Source organism: Microbacterium sp. JZ37 (assembly GCF_035188445.1).
Lineage (GTDB): Bacteria > Actinomycetota > Actinomycetes > Actinomycetales > Microbacteriaceae > Microbacterium > Microbacterium barkeri.
This window is the reverse complement of the sequence record NZ_CP045253.1, coordinates 3101199-3124311: the sequence shown is the minus strand read 5'-3', so window position 1 is coordinate 3124311 and position 23113 is coordinate 3101199. Positions and strand designations below refer to the sequence as shown.

Sequence of the window (23113 nt, the reverse complement as noted above, 5' to 3'; positions counted from 1 at the left end):
CTGCGCGCCCCGCTGAGAGAATGACGACGCGGATACAGGACCGTATCGGTCCGTCCGCTCCCGCGCCAGGCTCCACCAACGAGAGAGATCCGTGTCGAAGCTCGCCGTCCTCAGCCTCAAGAACCGCGCCCTCATCGCGCTCATCACGATCTGCGCAGCCGTCTTCGGCGGGCTGTCGCTCACGAGCCTCAAGCAGGAGCTGATCCCGTCGATCGAACTCCCGACGCTCGTCGTGATGACGACCTACCCCGGGGCATCGCCCGAGGTCGTGGAGTCCGATGTGTCGACGCCGATCGAGACGGCCGTGCAGGGCGTCGCGGGTCTCGAGTCGACCACGGCGACATCGACGACTGACGCGTCGATCGTGCAGGCGACGTTCGCCTACGGCTCGAACCTCGCGACGGCCGAGCAGAAGATGCAGCAGGCGATCAACCGCATCTCGAGCCAGCTGCCGGAGAACGTCGAGCCCCAGGTGCTGTCGGTCAGCATCGACGACCTGCCCGTCATCCAGGTCGCGGTCTCCGGTCTCGGCGAGGACGCGCAGGCGCAGCTCGAGAGCATCGCCATCCCCGACATCGAGGACGTCGACGGCGTCGGCTCGGCCGAGATCGTCGGAGGCACGGGCCAGCGCATCACGATCACCCCCGACGCCGAGGCGCTCGCGGCGAACGGCCTCACGCAGCAGGCGATCTCGGATGCGCTGCAGCAGAACGGCAACCTCTTCCCCGGTGGCGAGATCACGGAGGGCGACCGCACCCTCACGGTCCAGACCGGGGCGAAGATCGAGGATCTCGACACGCTGCGCGAGCTGCCCCTCGCCGCGGCCGCCGCCCCGACGGTCGACCCGACGACGGGGCAGCCGATCGTGCCGCCCGCGCTGACGATCGACGATGTGGCCGAGGTCGAGCAGACCGACGATCCGGCCACCTCGCTGTCGCGCGTGAACGGCGAGGACGCGATCTCGATCTCGATCACGAAGCTGCCTGCGGCGAACACGGTCGAGGTGTCCGAAGGCGTGCAGGCGGTCATCGACGAGCTGCGCGAGACCTTCCCCGACGCCGAGTTCACGATCGTGTTCGATCAGGCGCCGTACATCGTCGAGTCGATCGAGACGCTCGCCACGGAGGGACTGCTCGGCCTCGTCTTCGCCGTGCTCGTCATCCTCGTGTTCCTGCTGTCGATCCGCTCCACGATCGTCACGGCCATCTCCATCCCGACGAGCGTGCTCGTCACGTTCATCGGCATGCAGGCCTTCGGGTACTCGCTCAACATGCTCACGCTCGGCGCGCTCACGATCTCCATCGGGCGCGTGGTCGACGACTCGATCGTGGTGATCGAGAACATCAAGCGGCACTACGTGCGCGGCGCCGAGAAGGGTGCGGCCATCCGCCTCGCCGTCCGCGAGGTCGCGGGAGCCGTCACGGCGTCGACGATCACGACGGTCGCGGTGTTCCTGCCGATCGTGTTCGTGGGCGACATGGTCGGCGAGCTCTTCCGTCCGTTCGCGCTCACGGTCACGATCGCGATGAGCGCGTCGCTCCTCGTCGCGCTCACGATCGTGCCGGTGCTCGCGTACTGGTTCATGCGCCCCGGCAAGCCGCTGCTCGACGCGGAGGGGCGCCCGATCGACCCCGAGCACCCCGACGCTCCGCCGTCGCGACTGCAGCGTGCGTACCTTCCGGTGCTCGGATGGACCCTCCGGCACTCGGGCATCACCCTCGTGCTCGCCGTGCTGGTGCTCGTCGGCACGGTCGCGGCCGCGCCGCTCATGAAGGTCAACTTCCTCGGCGACTCGGGTCAGAACACGATGACCATCTCGCAGGACCTGGGCGACACGGCGAGCCTCGAGGCGAAGGATGCCGCGGCTCGCCAGGTCGAGGACGCGCTCGACGGGATCGACGGCATCGAGGCCGTGCAGGCCTCGATCGGCTCGAGTGGATCCGCGCTGTCCGACGCGTTCCGCGGGGGCGGCGGCGTCACCTACTCCGTCATGACCGAGGACGGCGTCGACCAGGAGGCTCTGCGCGCCGAGGTCGAGGAGGCCCTCGACGGCCTCGAGGGAGCCGGCGAGATCACTGTCGCCGGCTCGTCCGGATTCGGCTCGTCCGACATCGAGATCAGTGTGGAGGCGCCGACCTCCGACGCGCTCGCCGATGCCACCGCGGCGATCGTCGCCGAGCTCGAGGGGCGCGAGGGCGTCGGCACCGTGGCGGACGACCTCGCATCGTCGCTGCCGTACATCGCCGTCGAGGTCGACCGCGCGGCCGCCGCCGAGGCCGGTCTCTCCGAGGCCGCCATCGGCTCGATCGTGTCGTCCGCGATGCAGCCGCAGCAGGCGGGCACGGTCGAGTTCGGCGACACCGCGCTGACGGTGTACATCGCCGCCGAGGACCCGCCCGCGACCGTCGAGGAGCTGCGCGAGCTGGCCATCCCGACGGCCCGCGGCGTCGTGCCCCTCGAGGATCTCGCCGTGATCGAGGAGAGCGAGGGCCCCGCCTCGATCACGACGGTCGGCGGACGCCGCACGGCCACGATCACGGTGCCGCCCTCCGTCGACGACCTTGCGGTCGCGACCGGCTCGGCCTCCGCCGCGATCGCCGCGGCCGACCTGCCCGACGGCGCGACCGCCTCGGTCGGGGGTGTGGCGGAGCAGCAGGCGGAGTCGTTCGCGCAGCTCGGCCTCGCCATGCTCGCGGCCATCCTCATCGTCTACGTCGTCATGGTCGCGACGTTCAAATCGCTGCGGCAGCCCATCCTCCTCCTCGTCTCCGTCCCGTTCGCGGCGACCGGCGCCATCCTGCTGCAGGTCGTGACGGGCGTGCCCCTGGGCGTCGCCTCGCTCATCGGCGTGCTCATGCTCATCGGCATCGTCGTGACGAACGCGATCGTGCTCGTCGACCTCGTGAACCAGTACCGCGAGCGCGGGCTGTCTGCGCATGACGCGACGCTCGCGGGGGCGTCGATGCGACTCCGGCCGATCCTCATGACCGCGCTCGCGACGATCTTCGCCCTCACGCCGATGGGCCTCGGGATCACCGGCCACGGCGGATTCATCTCGCAGCCGCTCGCGATCGTCGTGATCGGCGGCCTCGTCTCGTCGACCCTGCTCACGCTCATCGTGCTGCCCACGCTCTACAACCTCGTCGAGGGGGCGAAGGAGCGCCGTGCCGCCAAGCGCGCCGGCCGCGGCGGCTCGGATGGCGAAGGCACGGCCTCGGACGAGCCGACCGACGACGGGCCGGTTAGCGGCGCCACGGCGGATGGCGGTGCGCGAGCCGGCCACAGCGCGGCGGCTCCCGAGGTGCGCGCGGGGGAGCGGGTCGGCGCCGCGGTGTACGTCGCGCCGACGGCGACTCCGACCCAGACGGCGACGATCGCGGGCGGTCTGCCGGCGGCCTCGCCGGTGCAGCACCGACCGCAGTAGGTGGGGCGCGGGCGCGGGCCCGGCGGAGGCCGCGGGCCCGGGCCCTGCGGGTTCGGCGGGCTCGTGTCTGGAATCGGATCGCTGGGGCTGGTGTGCGCGTGTCGTGCTCATGAGTCGACAGGGGCACCACGGGTCCGATTCGGGGGACGGCGGGCTTGTGTCTGGAATCGGATCGCTGGGGCTGGTGTGCGCGTGTCATGCTCATGAGTCGACAGGGGCACCACGGGTCCGATTCGGGGGACGGCGGATGGCGTTGCCGGGCGGTTTCCCAGACCGGTCCGGTAGTGTCGTCCGGTCGGCTTCGGACACCGCGCACAGCGCGGACGTTTTGGCAAGGTGTGAGTCCAGGGGCCGATGGTGAGCGTCGATCGACGCGCATGAACCATCACATGAATGGCCCCCGGCCGACGACTGTCCGGGTCTGCTCGCGCCTGCGTGCGTCGAGCGCTGTTCTCGTGCGAGAACCCGAAGGACACACCCATGCCCAAGAACAAGAAGCCCGCCGGCGGTCGTCCGGCCCAGAACTTCGACCCCCGCTACGCCAAGAAGAAGCCCGGCGGCCCCTTCCGCGGCAACGACGGGGCGTCTCGCGGCCCGCGTCGCGACGACGCGCGCCCCGCGCGTGACGGCGACCGCTTCGACCGCTCGTCGAGCGACCGCTTCGAGCGCCGCGACGACCGCGGTTTCGGTGGTCAGCGTCGTGAAGGCGGATACGCCGGCCAGCGCCGCGAGGGCGGTTACGAGCGTCGCGACGACCGTGGTTACGGCGGTCAGCGCCGTGAGGGCGGCTACGCCAGCCAGCGTCGTGAGGGCGGCTACGAGCGCCGCGAGGGTGGCTTCAACGGCCAGCGTCGTGAGGGCGGTTTCGCCGGTCGTGACAACGGTCAGCGTCGCGAGGGTGGCTTCGAGCGTCGCGAGGGTGGCTTCAACGGCCAGCGTCGTGAGGGCTTCGCCGGTCGCGATGGTGGTCAGCGCCGCGAGGGTGGCTACGAGCGTCGCGAGGGTGGCTACGCCGGCCAGCGTCGTGAGGGCGGATTCGCCGGTCGTGACGCCGGCCAGCGTCGTGAGGGCGGATTCGCCGGTCGTGACAGCGGCCAGCGTCGCGAGGGCGGCTTCGAGCGCCCGCGCTTCAACCGCGACGACCGTACCGAGCGCCCGCGCTTCACCCGCGACGACCGCGCGCCCCGCACGGACCGCCCGTCGTTCCGCGACGACCGTCCGCGTCGCGACGAGCGCCCCGCGCGCTCGGCCGCGCAGGAGCAGCAGATCGACGTCGTCCACGAGCGTCTCGAGGCCCAGGCGGTCCAGACGAGCGAGGCCGTCGACGTGTCGTTCGGCGAGCTCGGCCTCGGCGACAACATCGAGCGCGCTCTCGCCGAGCTCGGCGCGGCGAAGCCGTTCCCGATCCAGGCTGCGACCATCCCCCCGATCATCGAGGGCCGCGACGTCCTCGCTCGCGGACGCACGGGCTCGGGCAAGACCATCGCGTTCGGTGCACCGCTCGTCGAGCGCGTGCTCCGCTCGAAGGCCGGCCAGAAGCGCGAGTTCGGCCGCGCGCCGGTCGCGCTCATCCTCGCCCCGACGCGCGAGCTCGCCCTGCAGATCGACCGGACCATCCAGCCGATCGCGCGCAGCGTCGGCCTCTTCACGACGCAGATCTACGGCGGCGTGCCGCAGGCCCGCCAGGTGGGCGCGCTGAAGAAGGGCGTCGACATCATCATCGGCACTCCCGGGCGCATGGAGGATCTGCACGCGCAGGGCAAGCTCGACCTCTCGCAGATCAGCATCGCCGTCCTCGACGAGGCCGACCACATGTGCGAGCTCGGCTTCCTCGAGCCCGTTCAGCGTCTCCTCCGTCTCACGGCCGACGGATCGCAGAAGCTGCTGTTCTCGGCCACGCTCGACCGCGAGGTCGCCGCGCTCGTCGACGAGTTCCTCGTCGAGCCGTCGGTCTACGAGGTCGCCGGCGAGACGCAGGACTCGGGCACGATCGACCACCGCGTGCTCGTGATCGACCAGCGCCGCAAGGGCGAGATCCTCGAGACGCTCGTCGACCGCGAGGGCAAGACGCTCGTCTTCTCGCGCACCCGCGCCTACGCCGAGCAGCTCGTCGAGCAGTTCGAGGACGCGGGCCTCACGGCCGTCGCCCTCCACGGCGACCTGAACCAGGCCAAGCGCACGCGCAACATCGAGAAGTTCTCGAAGGGTCGCGCGCAGGTGCTCGTCGCGACGGATGTCGCCGCGCGCGGAATCCACGTCGACGACGTCGATCTCGTGGTCCAGGCCGACGCGCCGACGGAGTACAAGACGTACCTGCACCGCGCGGGCCGCACGGGTCGTGCCGGCCGCGAGGGCCGTGTCGTCACGCTCATCACGCGGATGCGCCAGCGCCGCATGAGCGAGCTGCTCGAGCGGGCCGAGATCGACGCGCCCTTCGATCAGGTGCGCCCCGGCGACGACCTCCTCGAGGAGCTCGCGGGCGCCCCCACCGCGGAGCAGCTGACCGCGTAGCCCCCGTACATGCAGAACGGCCCCGTCATCCGACGGGGCCGTTCTGCGTCAGCTCTCCGGTCAGCGATCGCCGCGGCTGAGCTTCGACGGCCACCAGACGGCACGGCCGATGTCGTATGCGAGCGCCGGCACGAGCAGCGAGCGGACGACGAACGTGTCGAGCAGGACGCCGAACGCGACGATGAACGCGAGCTGCACGAGGAACAGCACCGGGATCACCGACAGCGCCGTGAACGTCGCCGCGAGCACGAGGCCCGCCGACGTGATGACGCCGCCCGTGATCGCGAGACCGCGCAGGACGCCGTCGCGGGTCCCGTGCGCGAGCGACTCCTCGCGCACGCGCGTCATGAGGAAGATGTTGTAGTCGATGCCGAGTGCGACGAGGAAGACGAACCCGTAGAGCGGCACGGCGGGGTCGGCGCCCGGGAAGCCGAGGAGCTCGTTGAAGACGAGCGCCGAGACGCCCATCGCCGTCCCGAACGACAGCACGGTCGTGAGGATGAGCAGCACGGGCGCGAGGATGGCGCGCAGCAGCAGCATGAGAATCACGAGGATGACCGCGAGGATCACCGGGATGATGAGGTTGCGGTCGTGGATCGAGGCGTCGTTCGTGTCGACGTCGGTCGCCGTGACGCCTCCGACGAGCGCACCCGGAACGGCGTCCTCGAGGGCCGCGCGCAGGTCGCGCACCGTCTGCTCGGCCGCGGCCGAGTCGGCGGCATCCGCGAGCGTCCCCTGGAGCAGCACATCGCCATCCGCCACCGTCGGCGCGGGCGCGGGCGTTCCGGGAGGGCCGAACGCGGTGACACCGTCCTCCGTGACGGGCGCCGTGCCGCTGTCGGTGTCGGCCGACACGGCCACGCCGTCGATCCCGTCTTCGGCGAGGAGCACGTCGGCCGCGGCCTGCAGGTCGTCCTCCGCGACGACGACGTATACGGGGCTGCCCGAGCCCGCCGCGAAGTGCTCGCCCAGCACCGCCTGCCCGTCGCGCGCCTCGGATGACCCGAGCACGAGCTCCGACTGCGGCACGCCCGACGCCTGGAACTGGGTGAAGCCGAGCGATCCCGCCGCGAGGACGAGCGCCGTGACGATCCAGATGAGTCGGGGCCGTCGCTCCACGAGACGCGAGACACGCGCCCACAGCCCGCGCGACGGCACGGCGGCCGACGGCGCGTTCGGCGCGTAGACCGGGCGGCGGGGCCAGAACGACGCCCGCCCGAACACGTACAGCAGAGCGGGCAGCAGCGTCAGCGCCGAGAGCATCGCGAAGACGATGCCGATGGCGGCCACCGGGCCGAGGGTGCTGTTCGACTTGAGGTCGCTCAGGAGGAGGCAGAGGAGCCCGGCGATCACGGTGCCGCCCGACGCGAGGATCGGCTCGAACGACCCGCGCAGCGCGCGCATCGAGGCGGTCCAGCGGCGCTCCTCGTGGATGAGCTCGTCGCGGTAGCGGGCGACGTAGAGGAGCGAGTAGTCGGTCGCGGCCCCGATGACGAGGATGAAGAGGATGCCCTGCGTCTGCCCGCTCAGCAGCAGGACGCCCGCCTTGGCGAGCCACCACACGGTGAGCAGCGCGACGCACAGCGCGAAGAGGCTCGTCGACAGCACCGCGAGCGGCAGGAGGAGCGATCGGTACACGATCACGAGGATGACGAGCACGGCCAGCAGCGCGACGAGCAGCAGGATGCCGTCGATGCCGGCGAACGCCGACACGAGGTCGTTCGAGAAGCCCGCCGGGCCCGTGATGTGGACCTCGACCCCGTCCGGGAGTCCGTCGCGGAGCGTGCTCCCGAGCTCGGAGATCGCCTCCCCGAGCTCGGCCTCCGACGACACGGGCACGAACGCCTGCGCCGCGAGCTCGTCTTCCGAGGGGATGGCCGGCGACACCTCGTCGACGGCGGGCAGGTCGGCCGCGGCGGCGAGACGGTCGTCGATCGCGGCGAGGGCATCGCCGTCGAGGGGCTCATCCGACGAGAACACGACGACGGCGGGGATCGCGTCGCCGTCCGTGAAGTCGGACAGGCGCTGCTGCACGGCGGTCGCGTCGGCGCTCTCCGGCAGGTACGTCGTCTGGTCGTTCGACGACACCTCGTCGACCTTGCCGAAGTACGGTCCGCCGATGGAGGCGGCCGCGAACCAGACGAGGATGAGGATCGCCGGGAGAAGGATGCGCAGCCATCGCGGTGCGCGCGGGGTGCTGCCGTTCTGCGGCCTCACCGTCTGGACCCGGGGTGCGGAGGGAAGGTCGACGGGCGTGCGGCGGTCGCGCATGGAGCTCCTGTTCGGCGAAAGTCTTTAGCCAGGCTAGCAAACTCGGACGGCCGCGGAGCGCGATACTGGGGTTGCGGCGGGTGGCCGCAGAAGCAGGGAGCGACGATGAAGCGAATCGATCCGACCGGCGAGCAGGTCGTTCTCCGGGCACAGGGCGCGTCGGGCGAGGTCACCGCGCAGATCGCGCAGGTCGGGGCGTCGCTGCGCGCGCTGACGGTCGGCGGCGTCGACCTCGTGTCGCGGTACCCGGAAGGCGAGCGCACGCCATCCGCAGCGGGCATCGTGCTCGTGCCGTGGCCGAACCGCATCCGCGACGGCCGGTGGACGCAGCGCGGCGCCACGGAGCAGCTCGCCATCTCCGAGCCGAAGTACGGCAACGCGAGCCACGGACTGCTCCGCTTCGCGCCGTATGAGATCTTCGCTGGCGAGGCGGAGGCGACGCTGTCGGCCGTTGTCTATCCCCAGAACGGCTACCTGTTCACTCTCGCCACGAGTGTGACGTACACCCTGGTCGACGACGGGCTCGCGGTGACGCACCGTGTCCGCAACGCGGGCGACGCCGAGGCTCCCGTCGCGCTCGGCACCCACCCGTTCTTCGAGATCGGCGGCGTCGACACGGCGGACCTCGTGATCGCCGCGCCCGGCACGACCTGGTTCGAGGTGGATGACCGGATGCTGCCCGTCGCCGAGCACGACGTCGACGACGCGACGGATCTCCGCGACGGCGTGCGCCTCGGCGACGTCGCTCTGGATCGCGCCTACGGCGGCGTCGTGCGCGGGGAGGATGGGCTCGCCCGAACGACTCTGACGGCGCCGGACGGTCGCCGGCTCACCGTCTGGCAGGACGAGAGCTTCGGCTTCGTGCAGGTCTTCACGACCGAGAACTATCCCGGGCGCGACCTGGCCGTCGCGATCGAGCCGATGACCGCCCCCGCCGACGCGTTCAACTCCGGTCGCGCGCTCACGTGGCTCGCGCCCGGCGAGGAGTGGGTGCTGCGGTGGGGTGTGTCGTACTCGGGGTGAGCGCTCAGAACAGCGTGGGCGCCGCCGCCGGAGCCGAGCGTGTCTCGATGAACCGCGGTGCCGCGCGCGGCGTGACGCGTGTGCGCGGGGGCTCGTCCTCCTCGGCGTAGCCGTTCAGTCCGTGCGCGCGGATGAGCGGGCGGATGCGCTGCGCGAGCCACGTGCGGTACCCCTTTGGTGCCTCGACGGACGCCCCGGGATAGAGCCCGCGATACGCGGGGACGAGGTCGGGATGCTCGCGCTGCAGCCACTGGAAGAACCACGGCTTGACGCCGGGCCGCAGATGAAGCGCGCCGTAGACGACCCGGTGCGCTCCCGACGCCTTCACGCGCGCGAGCGCATCGTCGAGCGCTTCGACCGAGTCGCTGAGGTGCGGCACGATCGGCATGAGGAAGACCTGCACCCGGAATCCGAGGTCGGCCGCCGCGCGGACCGTGTCGAGCCGCGCCTGCGCCGAGGGCGTCCCCGGCTCGATCGCGTGCTGCAGCGCATCGTCGTAGACGGCGATCGACATCGCGAGCGAGATGTCGACATCCGCTCTGCGCCTCGCGAGCTGCGGGAGATCCCGCCGCAGCAGCGTGCCCTTGGTGAGGATCGAGAACGGCGTCCCCGAGTCCGCGAGCGCATCGATGATGTCGGGCATGAGCCGATAGCGCCCCTCCGCCCGCTGGTACGGGTCGGTGTTCGTGCCGAGCGCGACGTGCTCGCGCTGCCACGACGGGCGGGAGAGCTCGCGGCGCAGCACCTCTGCGACATTCACCTTCACGACGATCTGGGAGTCGAAGTCGCGCCCGGCGTCGAGCTCGAGGTACTCGTGGGTTCCGCGAGCGAAGCAGTACACGCAGGCATGGCTGCAGCCCCGGTACGGGTTGATCGTCCAGTCGAACGGCATCGAGCTCGGCCCGGGAACGTGGTTCAGCGCCGACTTGGCCATCACCTCGTGGAACGTCATCCCCGCGAACTCGGGTGTGGTGACGGTCCGCACTCCGGCGTCGACGCGGTCGAGACCGGGGAGTGCCGATGCGTCCACCGCACCCAGACGCTGCCCCTGCCACCTCATCCCTCCATAGAACAGATATCCGAAAATGATGTCAAGTCCATACTGGACAGAAGTTCGATCCGGGGAGTCGGAGGATCGTCAGGGTCGGGTCCGCGACAATGGGGGCATGACGAACGGGCGCTATGCACGGCGCCGCGGGCTCGTCGCGCGACATGCGGCGCGGCCGCCGCGGCTGCTCTCGGGGCGCGGCCTCGTCGTGCTCGCGACCGCGGCGGGCGTCGTCGCCGCGTGCGTCCTGGGTGCCGTCTGGTCGGTCGCCCACGACGAGCGCCCCGCGCACGCGTCGTCGGCGCAGACGGCGTCGCCCGCGCCCGTCGAGACGCCTCCCGGCTCGATCGAGTCGCTGCCCGTGCCGCAGTTCGAGGTGGTCGTCGCGGAGGATCCGTGCGCGTCGCCCGCCGCAGCGGCGGCCGGAGACGCCGCCGCGGTCGTCGCCGCGTTCGGCGGAGCGGAGGAGTTCCGCGAGGCGGCGGCGGAGGGCGCCTCGTGCATCCGCCTCGACGACCCGACGCAGCCCTGGGTGGTCGTGAACAAGCAGCGGCCCGTGAACCCGATCGACTACGCCCCCGAGGTGATGGTGCCCGCGGGCACGCGGAGCCTCGTCGGCGGCGGGCTGCGGCCGGACGCGGCCGCCGCGCTCGACGCGCTCGTGGCGGATGCCGCCGCATCGGGCGCGGGGGACGTGGCGCTCCAGAGCGGGTACCGCTCGTATCAGACCCAGGTCAGCACGTTCCAGGGGCAGATCGGCGCGCTCGGAGAGGAGGGCGCCGAGGCGATCTCCGCGCGCCCGGGCTTCAGCGAGCACCAGCTCGGTCTCGCCGCCGACGTCGTGGCCTGCACGTCGGGCAGCTGCGGCACGATCTACGACATCGCCGGCACGCCGCAGGGTGACTGGATCGTCGAGAACGCGTGGCGGCACGGCTGGATCGTCCGCTACGAGAGCGGCCACACCGACACGACCGGCTACAACCCGGAGCCGTGGCACCTGCGCTACATCGGGGTCGAGCTCGCGCAGGCCTACCACGAGGGCGGCTACCACACGCTCGAGGAGTTCTTCGGGCTCCCCGCTGCGCCCGACTACGCCGACTGAGCGGCTTCGGTCACCCGCCCGCGCCGGCCCCGACCCGCCAGTATCCGCAGAAGCCGATATCGGCCTTGTCGACGCCGCGCTCGTGGACGAGGAGCCGTCGCGCGCCGGTGGCGAGCTGCTGCTCCCCGACGAGGAAGGCATGGAAGCGCTCGGTCGGGAGCGCGGCATCGCGCAGCGCCGCGAGGGCGGCGGCGCCCGGACGGGCGTGCGGATCCTCGCGGATGACCCAGTGCACGGCGACTCCCTCGGGGTGCGCGAACGGGAGCGCGTCGTCGTGCGATGGCACCTCGATGATCGCGAGGCCGGTCGCGTCGGCGGGGAGCGATGCGCAGATGCCCGCGATCGCCGGCGCCCCCGTCTCATCCGAGACGAGCACCACGCGATCGGTGCCGCGCTCGGGATGGAAGACGAGGCCCTCGTCGATGATCGCGACGTCCTCGCCCGGCTGCGCGGCGACCGCCCAGCTCGGCGCGGGGCCCATCGAGCCATCCGGAGCCTCGTGCACGACGAAGTCGACGTCGAGCTCAGCGCCCGCCGCGCCATCCGCCGGGCGGAACGCGCGCACGGTGTAGCTGCGCATCGCGGGCCGCATCCCCTCGGGGATTCGCAGGAACTTCAGGTACCCGAAGAGGCGGTTCGCCTTCGCGGGCACCCGCTCGAGCCCCGCCTCCCCGTGCACGGGGAGGAAGATCCGGAACCACTGGTCGTAGCCCATCGGGCGGAAGCGCGCGATGTCGCCGCCGCCGAGGGTGACGCGCATCCAGTGCGGGGAGAGTCGCTGCGTGCGCAGCACGGTCAGGCGCAGCAGCTCCTGTGTCTCGGGCTTCACGAGTCGGCTGGCGACGGCCATGGCGTTCCTTCGGGTCGGGGCGTCAGCCGAACGGGCGGATGAGCGCGATGAGCAGGGCGGTGCACGCCCAGAAGGCGAGGACGAAGACGGTGTCGCGGGTGCGCCAGAGCACGACGTGCCGCTCGGTGCGCGTGGGATGGGCGCCGAACGCGCGCGCATCCATAGCCAGGGCGACGCGCTCGGCATGCCGGATGGCTCCCGCGAGCAGCGGCACGATGGTGCCGAATCCGCGTCGCACTGCCGCGAGCGGGCCCCGGCCGCCGTGGTGCCCGCGCACGCGGTGGGCCGCGCGGATGAGCTCGAGCTCGTGCCGGAACCGGGGCACGAACCGGTACGCCGCGAGCGCCGCGTAGCCGATGCGGTACGGCAGCCGCAGCGTCCGGATCGCGGCGCGCACGAGATCGGGCCCCTCGGTCGTCGCGCCGCCGATGAGCGCGAGGGCGAGGAGCGCCGCGAGGCGCAGCGACGTCGCGAAGCCGACGGCCAGCGCTCCCGCGTGCAGCCGCCATCCGCCGATCTCCGCGACGACGGGCGTCCCCGCGACACTCGCGGCGTCGGTCCAGATCGAGAACCCCGCGCCGACCGCGAGCACCATCGCGGGCAGGGCGACGCCGAGCAGGAGCGCGACGCGTCGCGTGAGGCGGGCGCCCGCGAGGACGAGCGCGCACGCGAGCGCGAGGAAGGCGGCAGGAGTCGCGAGGTCGCGGCTCAGCAGCACGATCGCCATCGCGGGCAGCGGGGCGGCGATCTTCGCGAGCGGATTGAGGGCGAGGAGGGGAGGGCAGCGGCGGACGGATGGCGCGGTGTGCGCGACCGAGGACGAGGCGATCGTCACGCGGGCACCTCCGCCTCGAGCGCGGTCGCTGCCGCGGGGTGCGCTGCGAGCACGCGCCGCAGGGGCGACGGGCGCAGACCGGCGCGCGCGAGCAGCCCCGCGTCGTCGAGCACATCCGCCGCCGTGCCGAACCCGACGACCGTGCCGTCCGCGACGACGGCGGCGTGCGTCGCGTGCTGCTCGACGACGGAGAGGTCGTGCGTCACGATGACGACGGTCGTGCCCGCCTCGTGCAGGCGCGTGAGGATGCCGAGCAGCTCGTCAGCGCGTGCGCGGTCCTGGCCGAAGGTCGGCTCGTCGAGCACGAGCACGCTGGGCGCCGTGATGAGGGCGGTCCCGACAGACAGGCGCCGCTTCTGCCCTCCGGAGAGGCGGAACGGGTGCGCGTCGGCATGCGCGGTCAGGCCGAAGCGCTCGAGCATGTCGCCGACGCGCTCTCGGATCTCGGGCTCGGGAACCCGCCGGATGCGCAGCCCGTGCGCGAGCTCGTCGAAGACCGTGTGCGCGATGAACTGGTGCTCGGGGTTCTGGAAGACGAAGCCCACCCGCGCGGAGATCTCGCGTGCCGACGCGCGCCCGACATCGAGGCCCTGCACGCTCACACTCCGCTTCGGCGGGGCGACGACGCCCGCGATCGCCTGCACGAGCGTCGTCTTGCCCGCGCCGTTCGTGCCGACGACGGCCGTGAACGATCCCGCGGGAAGATCGAGATCGACGTCGCGGATGGCGACGGCGCGGCCCCGGCGGACGGTGAGACCGCGCACGCTCACGGCGGTGCCGCGAGCCTCGACACCTCGGGTGGTCGCGGCCGGGGACGGTGCGATGCCCGACGGCGGTCCCTGCCTGTCGAGCGCCGAAGCGAGCTCATCGGGAGTGAGCGGCAGGGCGTCGAACCGCCATCCCTGCCGCTCCAGGCGGCGTGCGGCGATGAGAGCGGATGGGAGCCAGACGCCCATCCGCTCGAGCGCGTCGACGCGCGTGCGCAGGACCTCGGCCACCGGTCCGTCGAACGCGAGCCGGCCGGAGGCATCGAGCACGATCGCGCGCGTCGCGAGGGCGACCGCGGCGTCGAGATCGTGCTCGATGAGCACGATCGCCCGGTCTCCGGCGGACACGAGATCGTGCAGCGCCTCGTACACGTCGGCGACGCCCTGCGGATCGAGGTTCGCGGTCGGCTCGTCCAGGACGACGACGTCGGCGCGCGCCGCGAGTGCGCACGCGATCGCGAGGCGCTGGCGACCGCCGCCCGACAGGGCATCGGGGTCGAGGTCGCGCTGCTCCCACAGCCCGACGCGGCGCAGGGCCGCCTCGGAGCGGGAGAGCACCTCGTCGACGGGGAGCAGGAGGTTCTCGAGGGTGAACGCGACCTCGTCGAGCACGGTCGCGGTGACGACCTGGGCGTCGGGATCCTGGAACACGATGCCCACGCGCGTGCTGAGCCGGGCCGGCGAGCTGTCGCGGGTGTCGATGCCGTCGACCTCGACCGTGCCGGCGAGATCGGCGTCGATCGCGTGCGGGATGAGCCCGTCGAGCGTGAGCGCGAGCGTCGACTTGCCCGAGCCGCTCGGTCCGAGGACGAGCACGACCTCTCCGCGCCGGACCTCGAACGTCACGCCGTCGGGTGCGCGTCGCTCGCTTTCCGGATAGGCGACCGAGACCTCGCGCACGCGCAGGAGCGTCTCGTCGTCGGCGGGGGTCACCCCACCAATTTAGCCTTACCTAACCTGAGTGAGCGGTCTGTCGGCTCACGGGGTCCGCGCGGGCTGCCTCCGTGGCGTCGCGACGCCGGCGCGTCGGAGGCCGGCGCCGACGGCGAGCCCCACGAGCGTCCAGGCGAGCGGCCCGAGCACCGAGAGCACGAGGTAGGCGACCTGCGCCCAGGTGGGAAGGGCTGCGATGTCGGCGGCCAGTGCGACGATGACCGCCACGAAGACGCCGATCGCCGCACCGGAGAGGAGGAAGCGCCACCACGACCACGCGCGATAGCGGAACAGGGCGGCGACGCCCTCCTGCAGACCGCCGAAGAGCAGCGCCGTCATGAGGAACTGGAGCGTGAACGGCGGCGCGACCGCGGCGCTCACGAGCGCGGCGAGCACGTGCGCGAGAAGCGCGACCCAGGGCATCCGGAGCAGCTCCTGAGCGACGATGCCCGGGAGCACGTGCACGCCGAGGAGGAACCCGTAGATGATCGGCGCCCCGGCCAGCACCGGCGTGACGAGCCATCCCTCGATGCCGCCGAGAGCGCCGGTCGCGACCCCGATCGCGGCGCAGACGAGCAGGACGCGCGTGGACAGGGCGGAGTTGCGGGGCACGAAGCCCAGCCTAAGTCCGCTCAGATGCGACGGCGCCGAGTGGTCAGGCGGACGTTCGGCAGGGGAGGGGCCGGGATACGCTGCTCGGGCGGATGGCCCTCGACCGTGCCGAAGCGAGCCCCCGCCGCCTCCCACTCCTCGCGCGCGACGGCGATCTCGTCGTGCGATCGCCCCACGAAGTTCCACCACATGACGATGTCGTCGGGGAAGGGCTCGCCGCCGATGAGGAACAGCAGGGCGCCGTCCTCCGTCGCGAGCTCGATCTCGTCGCGGTGCACGCCGAGGTAGAGGAGGTCCTGCGCCCGCACGGGCGTCTCCTCGAGGTCGGAACCGGTCACGACTCGGAGGTCGCCCTCGATGCCGACGACGGCGTGCTCCCACTCGTGCTGCAGCGGAACGCGCACGCGAGAGCGGGGCGGGAGCGAGATCTCGGCGCCGACGATGGGCGTGTGCATGGTCGCCGGGGAGGCGACGCCGGCGAGCTCGCCGACCACGACGGTCGCCTGTGCCGCGTCGCCGTCGCGGGTCGGGAGTGACAGGGTCGGCAGGCGGTCGTGCCGCTCGAACGCGGGGCCGCCGTGGCGGCGCTCCTCGGGGAGCGCGACCCACAGCTGCAGGGCGTCCAGGGGCACAGCGCCCTCGCCGAGCGAGTACTCCGAGTGCGAGATGCCCGCCCCCGCGGTCATGATGTTGAGCGAGCCACGGCGGACGACGACGTCGCTGCCGATGCTGTCGCGGTGGTGCACCTCTCCCACGAGCGGCCAGGTCACCGTCTGGAGCCCGATGTGAGGGTGCGGGTCGACCCGCATGACGGCCTCCTGCGGACCGAAGCGGTCGAGAAAGCACCAGGCGCCCACCGTCGGGAGCTCGCGCTGCGGGAGCGAGCGGTGCACCTCCATCGCACGCACCCCGCCCAGCGGGACCTCCCGCGCGGCGAGGAGCACGGCCCGCGGGCCGTCGCACCGGGTCGAGCCGCTCTCCTCGACGCCGGCGTCGAGCCGGGTCATCCCGGCTGCTCTCCCGGGGTCGCGGCGTCGTGCGGCGTGCCGTCGGGCCACTGCACGACCGCGCCGGAGACCTCGTTCTCCTTGAGGAACTTCGCGATGAAGGGGCACAGCGGGATGATCGTGTCGCCGCGGCGGGCCACATCGGCGAGGGCGTCGGATGCGAGCATCTCGCCGTACCCGCGGCCCCGGAACTCGCGCTCCACGACCGTGTGCGTGAACCGGATCCGGCCCGTTCCCTGCTCGAACTCCGCGTAGCCCGCGACGACGCCTGCTTCGCCGTCGTGAAGCTCGTACCTGCTCAGCTCGTCGTTCCGGGTGACCGTGAGATCGCTCATGGGCGCTCCTTTCCTGGGGCTTCCACGCTAGGGCAGATCCCGGGCGCCGGGGCCGGATGTCGCGGGTCGTCTTTAGACTCGAGGGCATGCCCGCGCATCTGCAGAGCGACCCCCAGGGCGATCCGTGGATCGTCGCGCGCATCCCCGACGACGACAGCTGGGTTCCGCCGGAGGAGCCGTACGACGACGGCCCGCCGGAGGGATGGATCCCGCCGGATGACGCGCCCCGGGCGCCCCGCGAGCCGTCCCGCGCGCGGCAGGCGGCGCCATCCCGCTTCCCCCGTGCGATCGACGCGCTGCGCACGGTCTACGGCTACGAGTCGTTCCGCGGCGATCAGGAGGCGATCGTCGAGCAGGTCATCGCGGGCGGCGATGCCGTCGTGCTCATGCCGACCGGTGGCGGCAAGAGCGTCTGCTACCAGGTGCCGGCGCTCGTGCGCGAGGGCACGGGGCTCGTCGTGTCGCCGCTCATCGCGCTCATGCACGACCAGGTCGACGCGCTGCGCGCGAACGGCGTGCGGGCCGCGTACCTCAACTCCACGCAGGCGCCCGACGAGCGCGCCGCGGTCGAGCGCGCGTACCTCGCGGGTGAGCTCGACCTGCTCTATGTGGCGCCCGAGCGGCTGAACGGCGAGCAGACTCTCGCGCTGCTCGCGCGCGGAGCGCTCAGCGTGATCGCGATCGACGAAGCGCACTGCGTGAGCCAGTGGGGCCATGACTTCCGCCCCGACTACCTCGCGCTGGGCGGGCTCGCCGAGCGCTTCCCCGGCGTTCCGCGGATGGCGCTGACGGCCACCGCCACGCGCGAGACGCACCGCGAGATCACGGAGCGGCTGCGCCTCCCCGAGGCCAAGCACTTCGTCGCGAGCTTCGATCGACCGAACATCCGCTACCGCATCGAGCCGAAGACCGACGTCCGTCGCCAGCTGCTGCAGTTCATCCGCTCGCAGCCCGAGGGATCGGCTGGCATCGTCTACGCGCTGAGCCGCAAGTCCGTCGAGCAGGTCGCGGCGTTCCTCGCCCAGCAGGGGATCGACGCCATCCCGTATCACGCGGGTCTCGACGCGCGGGTGCGCGCGGCGCACCAGGCGCGGTTCCTCCGCGAGGACGGCGTGGTGGTCGTCGCGACGATCGCGTTCGGCATGGGCATCGACAAGCCCGATGTCCGCTTCGTGGCGCACGTCGATCTGCCGAAGTCGGTCGAGGGCTACTACCAGGAGACCGGGCGCGCGGGTCGCGACGGCGAGCCGTCGGTCGCGTGGATGGCCTACGGCCTGGGTGACGTCGTCCAGCAGCGGCGGATGATCCAGCAGAGCGACGGCGACCGCGCCATCCAGCAGCGCCAGGGGCAGCATCTCGACGCGATGCTCGCACTGTGCGAGACGGTCTCGTGCCGTCGGCAGAATCTGCTCGGCTACTTCGGGCAGGAGTCGGGCCCCTGCGGCAACTGCGACACGTGCCTCGAGCCGCCCGAGACGTGGGATGGCCTCATCGCGGCGCAGAAGCTCCTCTCGACGGTCGTGCGGCTGAAGCGCGAGCGCGGGCAGTCGTACGGCGCGGGCCACATCATCGACATCCTGCGCGGGGCGTCGACGGATCGCATCCGGAAGTTCGGGCACGAGTCGCTCTCGACGTACGGGATCGGGCAGGACCTCTCCGAGCAGGACTGGCGCAGCGTCATCCGACAGCTCCTCGCGCGAGGCCTGCTCGCGGCCGAAGGCGAGTACGGCACCCTTGCGCTGAGCCCGGCGTCCGCGGGCGTGCTCCGTGGGGAGACGCCGGTGCCGCTGCGGAAGGACGTCATCGGGCGCGCGTCGCGCGGTCCCCAGCGCAAGGCGAGTGCCGCCGATGCGCTCGCGCCCGAGAATCGTGACCTGTTCGAGACGTTGCGAGCCTGGCGGGCGGAGACGGCTCGCGAGCAGGGCGTTCCGGCGTACATCGTCTTCGGCGACGCGACCTTGCGTGCACTGGCGGAGATCCGCCCCACGACGCTGTCGCAGCTCGACGGCGTCACCGGCATCGGCGCCAAGAAGCGCGATGCCTACGGCGAGGCGGTGCTCGCCGTCATCGCGCGGCATTAGGCGACTCGCCGCGTCACAACCGGTATCCCAGACTGGACACCTCGACTGATATAACGCCATACTCAAATTCGACGTGTGTGCACAGTGTGCCCGGGGGGTGCCCGTGCATGGCGTTCTCCCAACCCCAGAACCAGGAGACCCATGGATAACTCGACTGCGGGCGCGAGAGCGCCCCGCAAGCGAAGGCTCGCGCCTATCGCGACGCTGGCCGCGGCCAGCCTCGTCGCGGGCGGCGTCGCCTACGCGGCGAATGTGAACACGACAGGCGCGGCGAACGCCGCCGTCGGTGACACCTCCACGACGAGCTCGCAGTTCATCAGCGGCTCCCTTCTCGCCGACCTCGATCTGTCATCGGTCGCCGGCGTCGAGGGAACTACCGCCTCGAACCCGGGTGGCGTCCCCGACGTGGTGGATACGACGGATCTTGACGTCACTGCGCTCAGCGCGATCAACGTGATCATCGACGACGGCCTCTCGGTTCCCCTTGGGGAGCTCCTGGCTCTCGGAGCGGTGAATCAGTACTCGGTCGCTAAGGACGCTGGCGTGTCCATGTCGGCGTCCGGAGCTGTCAGTGACGCCGGCGTCATCGACACTTCGGGCAACGGCAGCTTCCCGGCCGATGCCAGCCTCGACCTGACCGCACTTCTCGGCCCCATCGTCGGAGAGAGCGTGATCAGTGAGGCCGGGCTGACGCTGAACGCCGTCACGGGCGTCGCGGCGCTCGACGCGGCGAACCCTGCGGAGATCGCGCAGGCGTGCGCGGACCTCAGCGCGCCGGGCCACTGCCTTGACTACAGCATCGCGGGCGCCACGATCGACGTCGAGTCTCCGCTCATCGGCGAACTCGTGACGGACGCGCAGGGTGCGCTGTCCACACTCTCGACCGGCCTCGATGGCCTCGGCGACGACATCGTCACGGGTCTGCTCGGAGGAGTGACAGACTCGCTCGAGCTGATCTCGTCGCTCGTCCCGGGTGTCAGCCTGGTGAGCAACGACCTCGTTGCCGACGTGACCGTCGACCTCTCCGGTGCTCTCGCCCCCGTGCTCTCCGAGGAGCGGTCGGTCGGAGGGGTCACGCTCGACCTGAGCAACGGCAGCGTCTCGGTCGACCTCTCGCAGCTGCTCGACCTCAACAACCTGCCGCCGAACACGCCGCTGCTCAGCGACGCGGTGCTGTCGACGATCGGCGCGAGTCTGGGGACGCTTATCACGGACCTCCAGAGCGACCTCACCGCCGTGCTCGACGGCGTGCTCGGCTCGACGACGGTCAACATCAGTGGCGGCGTCTGCCTCCTCGAGGTGCTTGGCGTCTGCACGGCCGGGCTCGACCTGAGCTACAACGGCTCGCTGGGTGCCCTGCTCGACGGGACCTCGCCCCTGACTATCGGCGGCACCGGCGCGCTCGCTGTGCTGAACCCGATTATCACGCCCCTGCTCTCGACCGTGACAGCTGGCCTCACAAGCGTGGTTGATCCGCTTGCCGATGGCCTGCTCGCAACCGCGGGTGCGACGATCTCGACCGCGGTCAGCGCGCTCTCGACGGAGCTTGTGCCGGTGTTCAACGCGCTCGCTGAGGTCGTGACCGTCAACATCAACGTGCAGGAGGCTGAGGGAGGCGTGTTCACCGAGACGGCTGTGCAGCTCGCCCTCATTGGCGGCAGTGGCGCGACGGTGAACCTCGGCCGCGCTTCGGTCGGGCCGAACGCGATCCTGGTTCCCGCGACGATCGCCGGCACGGACCCGGCCTACGCCGGGATCGACCTCCCGCTCACGGGAGCGAACTGGCCAACTTCTTCGACGGTCTCCGTGACCCTTGAGGATGGCGACGGCAACATCGTTGCCGGCCCCGTCGACGTCGAGACCGACGCCGACGGTGCGATCGTCGCCGGTGCGGTGCTTCCGCTCGACGACGTGGCTGCGGGCGACTACACGATTGTCGGCACCTCAGGTGCAATCGAGGCGACGGATGCCCAGACCGTGTACGCACCGACGGTCGCTGCGACCGAGCCGGCGACGCCCGGCACGGATGTCCCCGTGACGGGCGAGGGCTTCCCGCCCAGCACCCTCATCGAACTCGTGGTGGTCGACCCCGATGGCAACCCTGTCGAGGACGCTGACGGCAACGTGATCGTCATCGAGTTCACGTCGACGCCCGAGGGCGGAGTTCCCGCTGGCACGGTCTACCCGCTTCCCGAGGACGCCGTCGACGGCACCTACACGCTCGAGGCCAGTGACCCGGCCGTGGGTGGCCCGGTGGCCACCGATGACTTCCTCGTCGGTGACGGCTCAGACGTTGATGCAGCGGCGAACGCGGACGCAGAAGCAGACGTGAACGCCTCCGCCTCCGCGTCGGCCTCGGCTGACGCCACCGCCGACGGCGACCCGTCCGCTCAGGCCGCTGCTCAGGCAGCCGCACTCGCTGACGCCACGACCGACGCCTCGGCTGCGGCTGACGTGACGGCCGCTGCGGCTGCTCAGGCTGCCGCTACCGCTGACGCTTCGTCGGACGCTTCGGCGACCGCGGAGTCCGACGTGAATGCCGCAGCTCAGGCTGCTGCCCAGTCGTCGGCCGAGGCCGACTCGCAGGCAGACGCGAGCGCTGCCGCCGAGGCGAACTCCGCCGCTGCGGCAGAGGCAGCGTCCAACGCCGACTCGTCCACCAACGCGTCGGTCGAGGCCTCGGCCAACGCCAACGCATCGTCCTCGGCCGCCGCTTCGGCGAACGCCGACGCGGACAGCAACGCGGTGGCTGAGGCTGCTGCTCAGGCTGCTGCCTACGCAGACGCAACCGCGGAGACGTCGGCCGCTGCCGACGCCACGGCGAACGCTGCCGCGCAGGCGGCGGCGACCGCTGACTCGTCGACGAACGCGTCGGCTGACATCTCGGCTGACGCGAACGCATCGTCGGCTGCGGCAGCGCAGGCTGCGGCGCTGGCGGACGCGTCGACCGACGCCAACGCAGAGGGCTCGGCCGCTGAAGAGGGCAACGCCGCTGCTGCTGCTGAGGCCGCATCCGATGAGGACTCGTCCAACGAGGCCTCGGCGAACGCTGCGGCGGACGTCAACGCCGCGGCGAATGCGGACGCGGACGCTGATGTGAACGCTTCGGCGTCGGCTTCGGCTTCGGCGAATGCGGATGACAACAGCAACGCGTCGGCTCAGGTTGCGGCGCAGGCTGCGGCTCTTGCGGACGCGACGACGGACGCCTCGGCTGCGGCTGACGCGACGGCTGCTGCGGCTGCTCAGGCAGCGGCGACGGCTGACGCTTCGTCGGACGCTTCGACGACGGCTGACTCCGACGTGACGGCTGCGGCTCAGGCTGCTGCGCAGTCGTCGGCTGAGGCTGACTCGCAGGCGGACTCGACCGCTGCTGCCAACGCGAACGCTTCCGCAGCTGCTTCGGCCGCATCCAACGCCGACTCGTCGACGAACGCCTCGGCTGAGGCCGCTGCCAACGCCGACGCGACGGCTGACGCGACCGCTGCTGCCACGGCTGACGCGACGGCTGACGCCACCGCTGCTGCCACGGCTGACGCGACTGCTGAGGCTTCGGCCGACGCGACCGCTGAGGCCGCTGCTGACGCCACGGCTGAGGCTTCGGCTGACGCGACCGCTGAGGCCGCTGCTGACGCCACGGCTGAGGCTTCGGCTGACGCGACCGCTGAGGCTTCGGCTGACGCGACCTCGGAGGCTTCGGCTTCGGCTGATGCCAACGCCGCAGCAGAGGCCTCGGCCGCTGCCGACAGCTCGTCCGCCTCGGACAGCGACTCCGCTTCGGACAGCGACTCGGCTTCGGACAGCGACTCGTCGGCGACGGCCTCGGCCAACGCCAACGCGTCGAGCGACTCCGACGGCAGCGCGATCTCGATGGAGCTCGAGCACGACCGCCGCATGGTCGGGCAGGTGCAGATCGCCTACGGTCACGGCTTCGAGCCGGGTGAGACCGTCGAGGCGACGATGTACTCGACGCCGCACGAGCTGGGCACCCAGGTGGCTGACGAGAACGGCGACGTGACCTTCACGTGGACGATCAAGTCGGGCACGCCCACGGGCGACCACCGTGTCGAGCTCGTCGGCGCGACGTCCGGCTCGGTCGACGCGACCTTCGAGGTCTACGCGAAGTCCGGTCAGCTCTCGCCCACGGGCGGCGACCTGACCCTCCCGCTCGGCGGTCTCGCCGCAGCGATGCTTCTCGGAAGCGCCGCCATCTGGATGATGGTGCGCCGCCGCGGGGCGGACGTCTGATCCAGACGTGAGAGCCGGGTGCTTCGGGCTGGCAAGGCCCGAAGCACCCGGTAACCTTTTGGGATATCG

14 protein-coding genes are annotated in these 23113 nt (G+C 71.6%); 6 read left to right on the top strand and 8 right to left on the bottom strand.

The window, feature by feature from the left end:
- Positions 1 to 91: 91 nt before the first annotated feature.
- Both GC092_RS14435 and GC092_RS14430 read left to right on the top strand, forming a co-directional pair.
- Entirely contained in the window at positions 92 to 3424 is a 3333-nt protein-coding gene (locus GC092_RS14435; protein ID WP_324012819.1) for an efflux RND transporter permease subunit, read from the top strand.
- A 480-nt stretch (positions 3425 to 3904) separates the two neighbouring features.
- A complete protein-coding gene (locus GC092_RS14430) occupies positions 3905 to 5935 on the top strand; it encodes a DEAD/DEAH box helicase (RefSeq protein ID WP_324012818.1) in 2031 nt (676 codons plus the stop codon).
- Positions 5936 to 5995: 60 nt separating this feature from the next.
- Here the strand turns inward: GC092_RS14430 and GC092_RS14425 are convergent, their stop codons facing one another.
- Positions 5996 to 8206, bottom strand: coding sequence for an MMPL family transporter (locus tag GC092_RS14425; protein ID WP_324012817.1), 2211 nt, complete (start codon positions 8204 to 8206; stop codon positions 5996 to 5998).
- A gap of 105 nt (positions 8207 to 8311) precedes the next feature.
- Between GC092_RS14425 and GC092_RS14420 the strand changes: the two genes are divergently transcribed.
- Positions 8312 to 9229 (top strand): aldose 1-epimerase family protein, encoded by a 918-nt coding sequence (locus tag GC092_RS14420; protein ID WP_324012815.1) that lies wholly within the window; start codon positions 8312 to 8314, stop codon positions 9227 to 9229.
- A gap of 4 nt (positions 9230 to 9233) precedes the next feature.
- Here GC092_RS14420 and GC092_RS14415 read toward each other — a convergent pair whose 3' ends face one another.
- Positions 9234 to 10289 carry an Rv2578c family radical SAM protein gene (locus tag GC092_RS14415; RefSeq protein ID WP_324012813.1) on the bottom strand — a complete coding sequence of 352 codons (1056 nt, stop codon included), beginning with the start codon at positions 10287 to 10289 and terminating at the stop codon, positions 9234 to 9236.
- A 106-nt stretch (positions 10290 to 10395) separates the two neighbouring features.
- Here GC092_RS14415 and GC092_RS14410 point away from each other — a divergent pair, with 106 nt between their 5' ends.
- Entirely contained in the window at positions 10396 to 11379 is a 984-nt protein-coding gene (locus GC092_RS14410) for a M15 family metallopeptidase (RefSeq protein ID WP_324012811.1), read from the top strand.
- Positions 11380 to 11389: 10 nt separating this feature from the next.
- Here the strand turns inward: GC092_RS14410 and GC092_RS14405 are convergent, their stop codons facing one another.
- Genes GC092_RS14405 through GC092_RS14380 form a run of 6 tightly spaced genes read right to left on the bottom strand, consistent with a single transcriptional unit; the run spans position 11390 to position 16718 of the window.
- Positions 11390 to 12229: a siderophore-interacting protein gene (locus GC092_RS14405; RefSeq protein ID WP_324012809.1), complete on the bottom strand. Its 840-nt coding sequence runs from the start codon at positions 12227 to 12229 to the stop codon at positions 11390 to 11392.
- A gap of 22 nt (positions 12230 to 12251) precedes the next feature.
- Positions 12252 to 13064, bottom strand: a complete 813-nt coding sequence (locus GC092_RS14400) for an energy-coupling factor transporter transmembrane component T (protein ID WP_416383277.1) — start codon at positions 13062 to 13064, stop codon at positions 12252 to 12254.
- The gene (locus tag GC092_RS14395) at positions 13061 to 14764 is read right to left on the bottom strand and encodes an ABC transporter ATP-binding protein (RefSeq protein ID WP_324012806.1); all 1704 of its coding nucleotides are present in this window, start codon (positions 14762 to 14764) and stop codon (positions 13061 to 13063) included. Before GC092_RS14395 ends, GC092_RS14400 begins: the two co-directional genes overlap by 4 nt.
- A gap of 45 nt (positions 14765 to 14809) precedes the next feature.
- Positions 14810 to 15376 (bottom strand): ECF transporter S component, encoded by a 567-nt coding sequence (locus GC092_RS14390; RefSeq protein WP_324012805.1) that lies wholly within the window; start codon positions 15374 to 15376, stop codon positions 14810 to 14812.
- A 20-nt stretch (positions 15377 to 15396) separates the two neighbouring features.
- Positions 15397 to 16383, bottom strand: coding sequence for a pirin family protein (locus GC092_RS14385; protein WP_324012804.1), 987 nt, complete (start codon positions 16381 to 16383; stop codon positions 15397 to 15399).
- On the bottom strand, positions 16380 to 16718 hold the full coding sequence (locus GC092_RS14380; protein WP_324012803.1) for a GNAT family N-acetyltransferase: 339 nt from the start codon (positions 16716 to 16718) through the stop codon (positions 16380 to 16382). Before GC092_RS14380 ends, GC092_RS14385 begins: the two co-directional genes overlap by 4 nt.
- 86 nt (positions 16719 to 16804) lie before the next feature.
- Here GC092_RS14380 and recQ point away from each other — a divergent pair, with 86 nt between their 5' ends.
- Positions 16805 to 18799 (top strand): DNA helicase RecQ, encoded by a 1995-nt coding sequence (gene recQ, locus GC092_RS14375; RefSeq protein ID WP_324012802.1) that lies wholly within the window; start codon positions 16805 to 16807, stop codon positions 18797 to 18799.
- Positions 18800 to 18940: 141 nt separating this feature from the next.
- Complete coding sequence (locus GC092_RS14370; protein ID WP_324012801.1) at positions 18941 to 23044, top strand: choice-of-anchor G family protein; 4104 nt, start codon at positions 18941 to 18943, stop codon at positions 23042 to 23044.
- Positions 23045 to 23113: the final 69 nt, after the last annotated feature.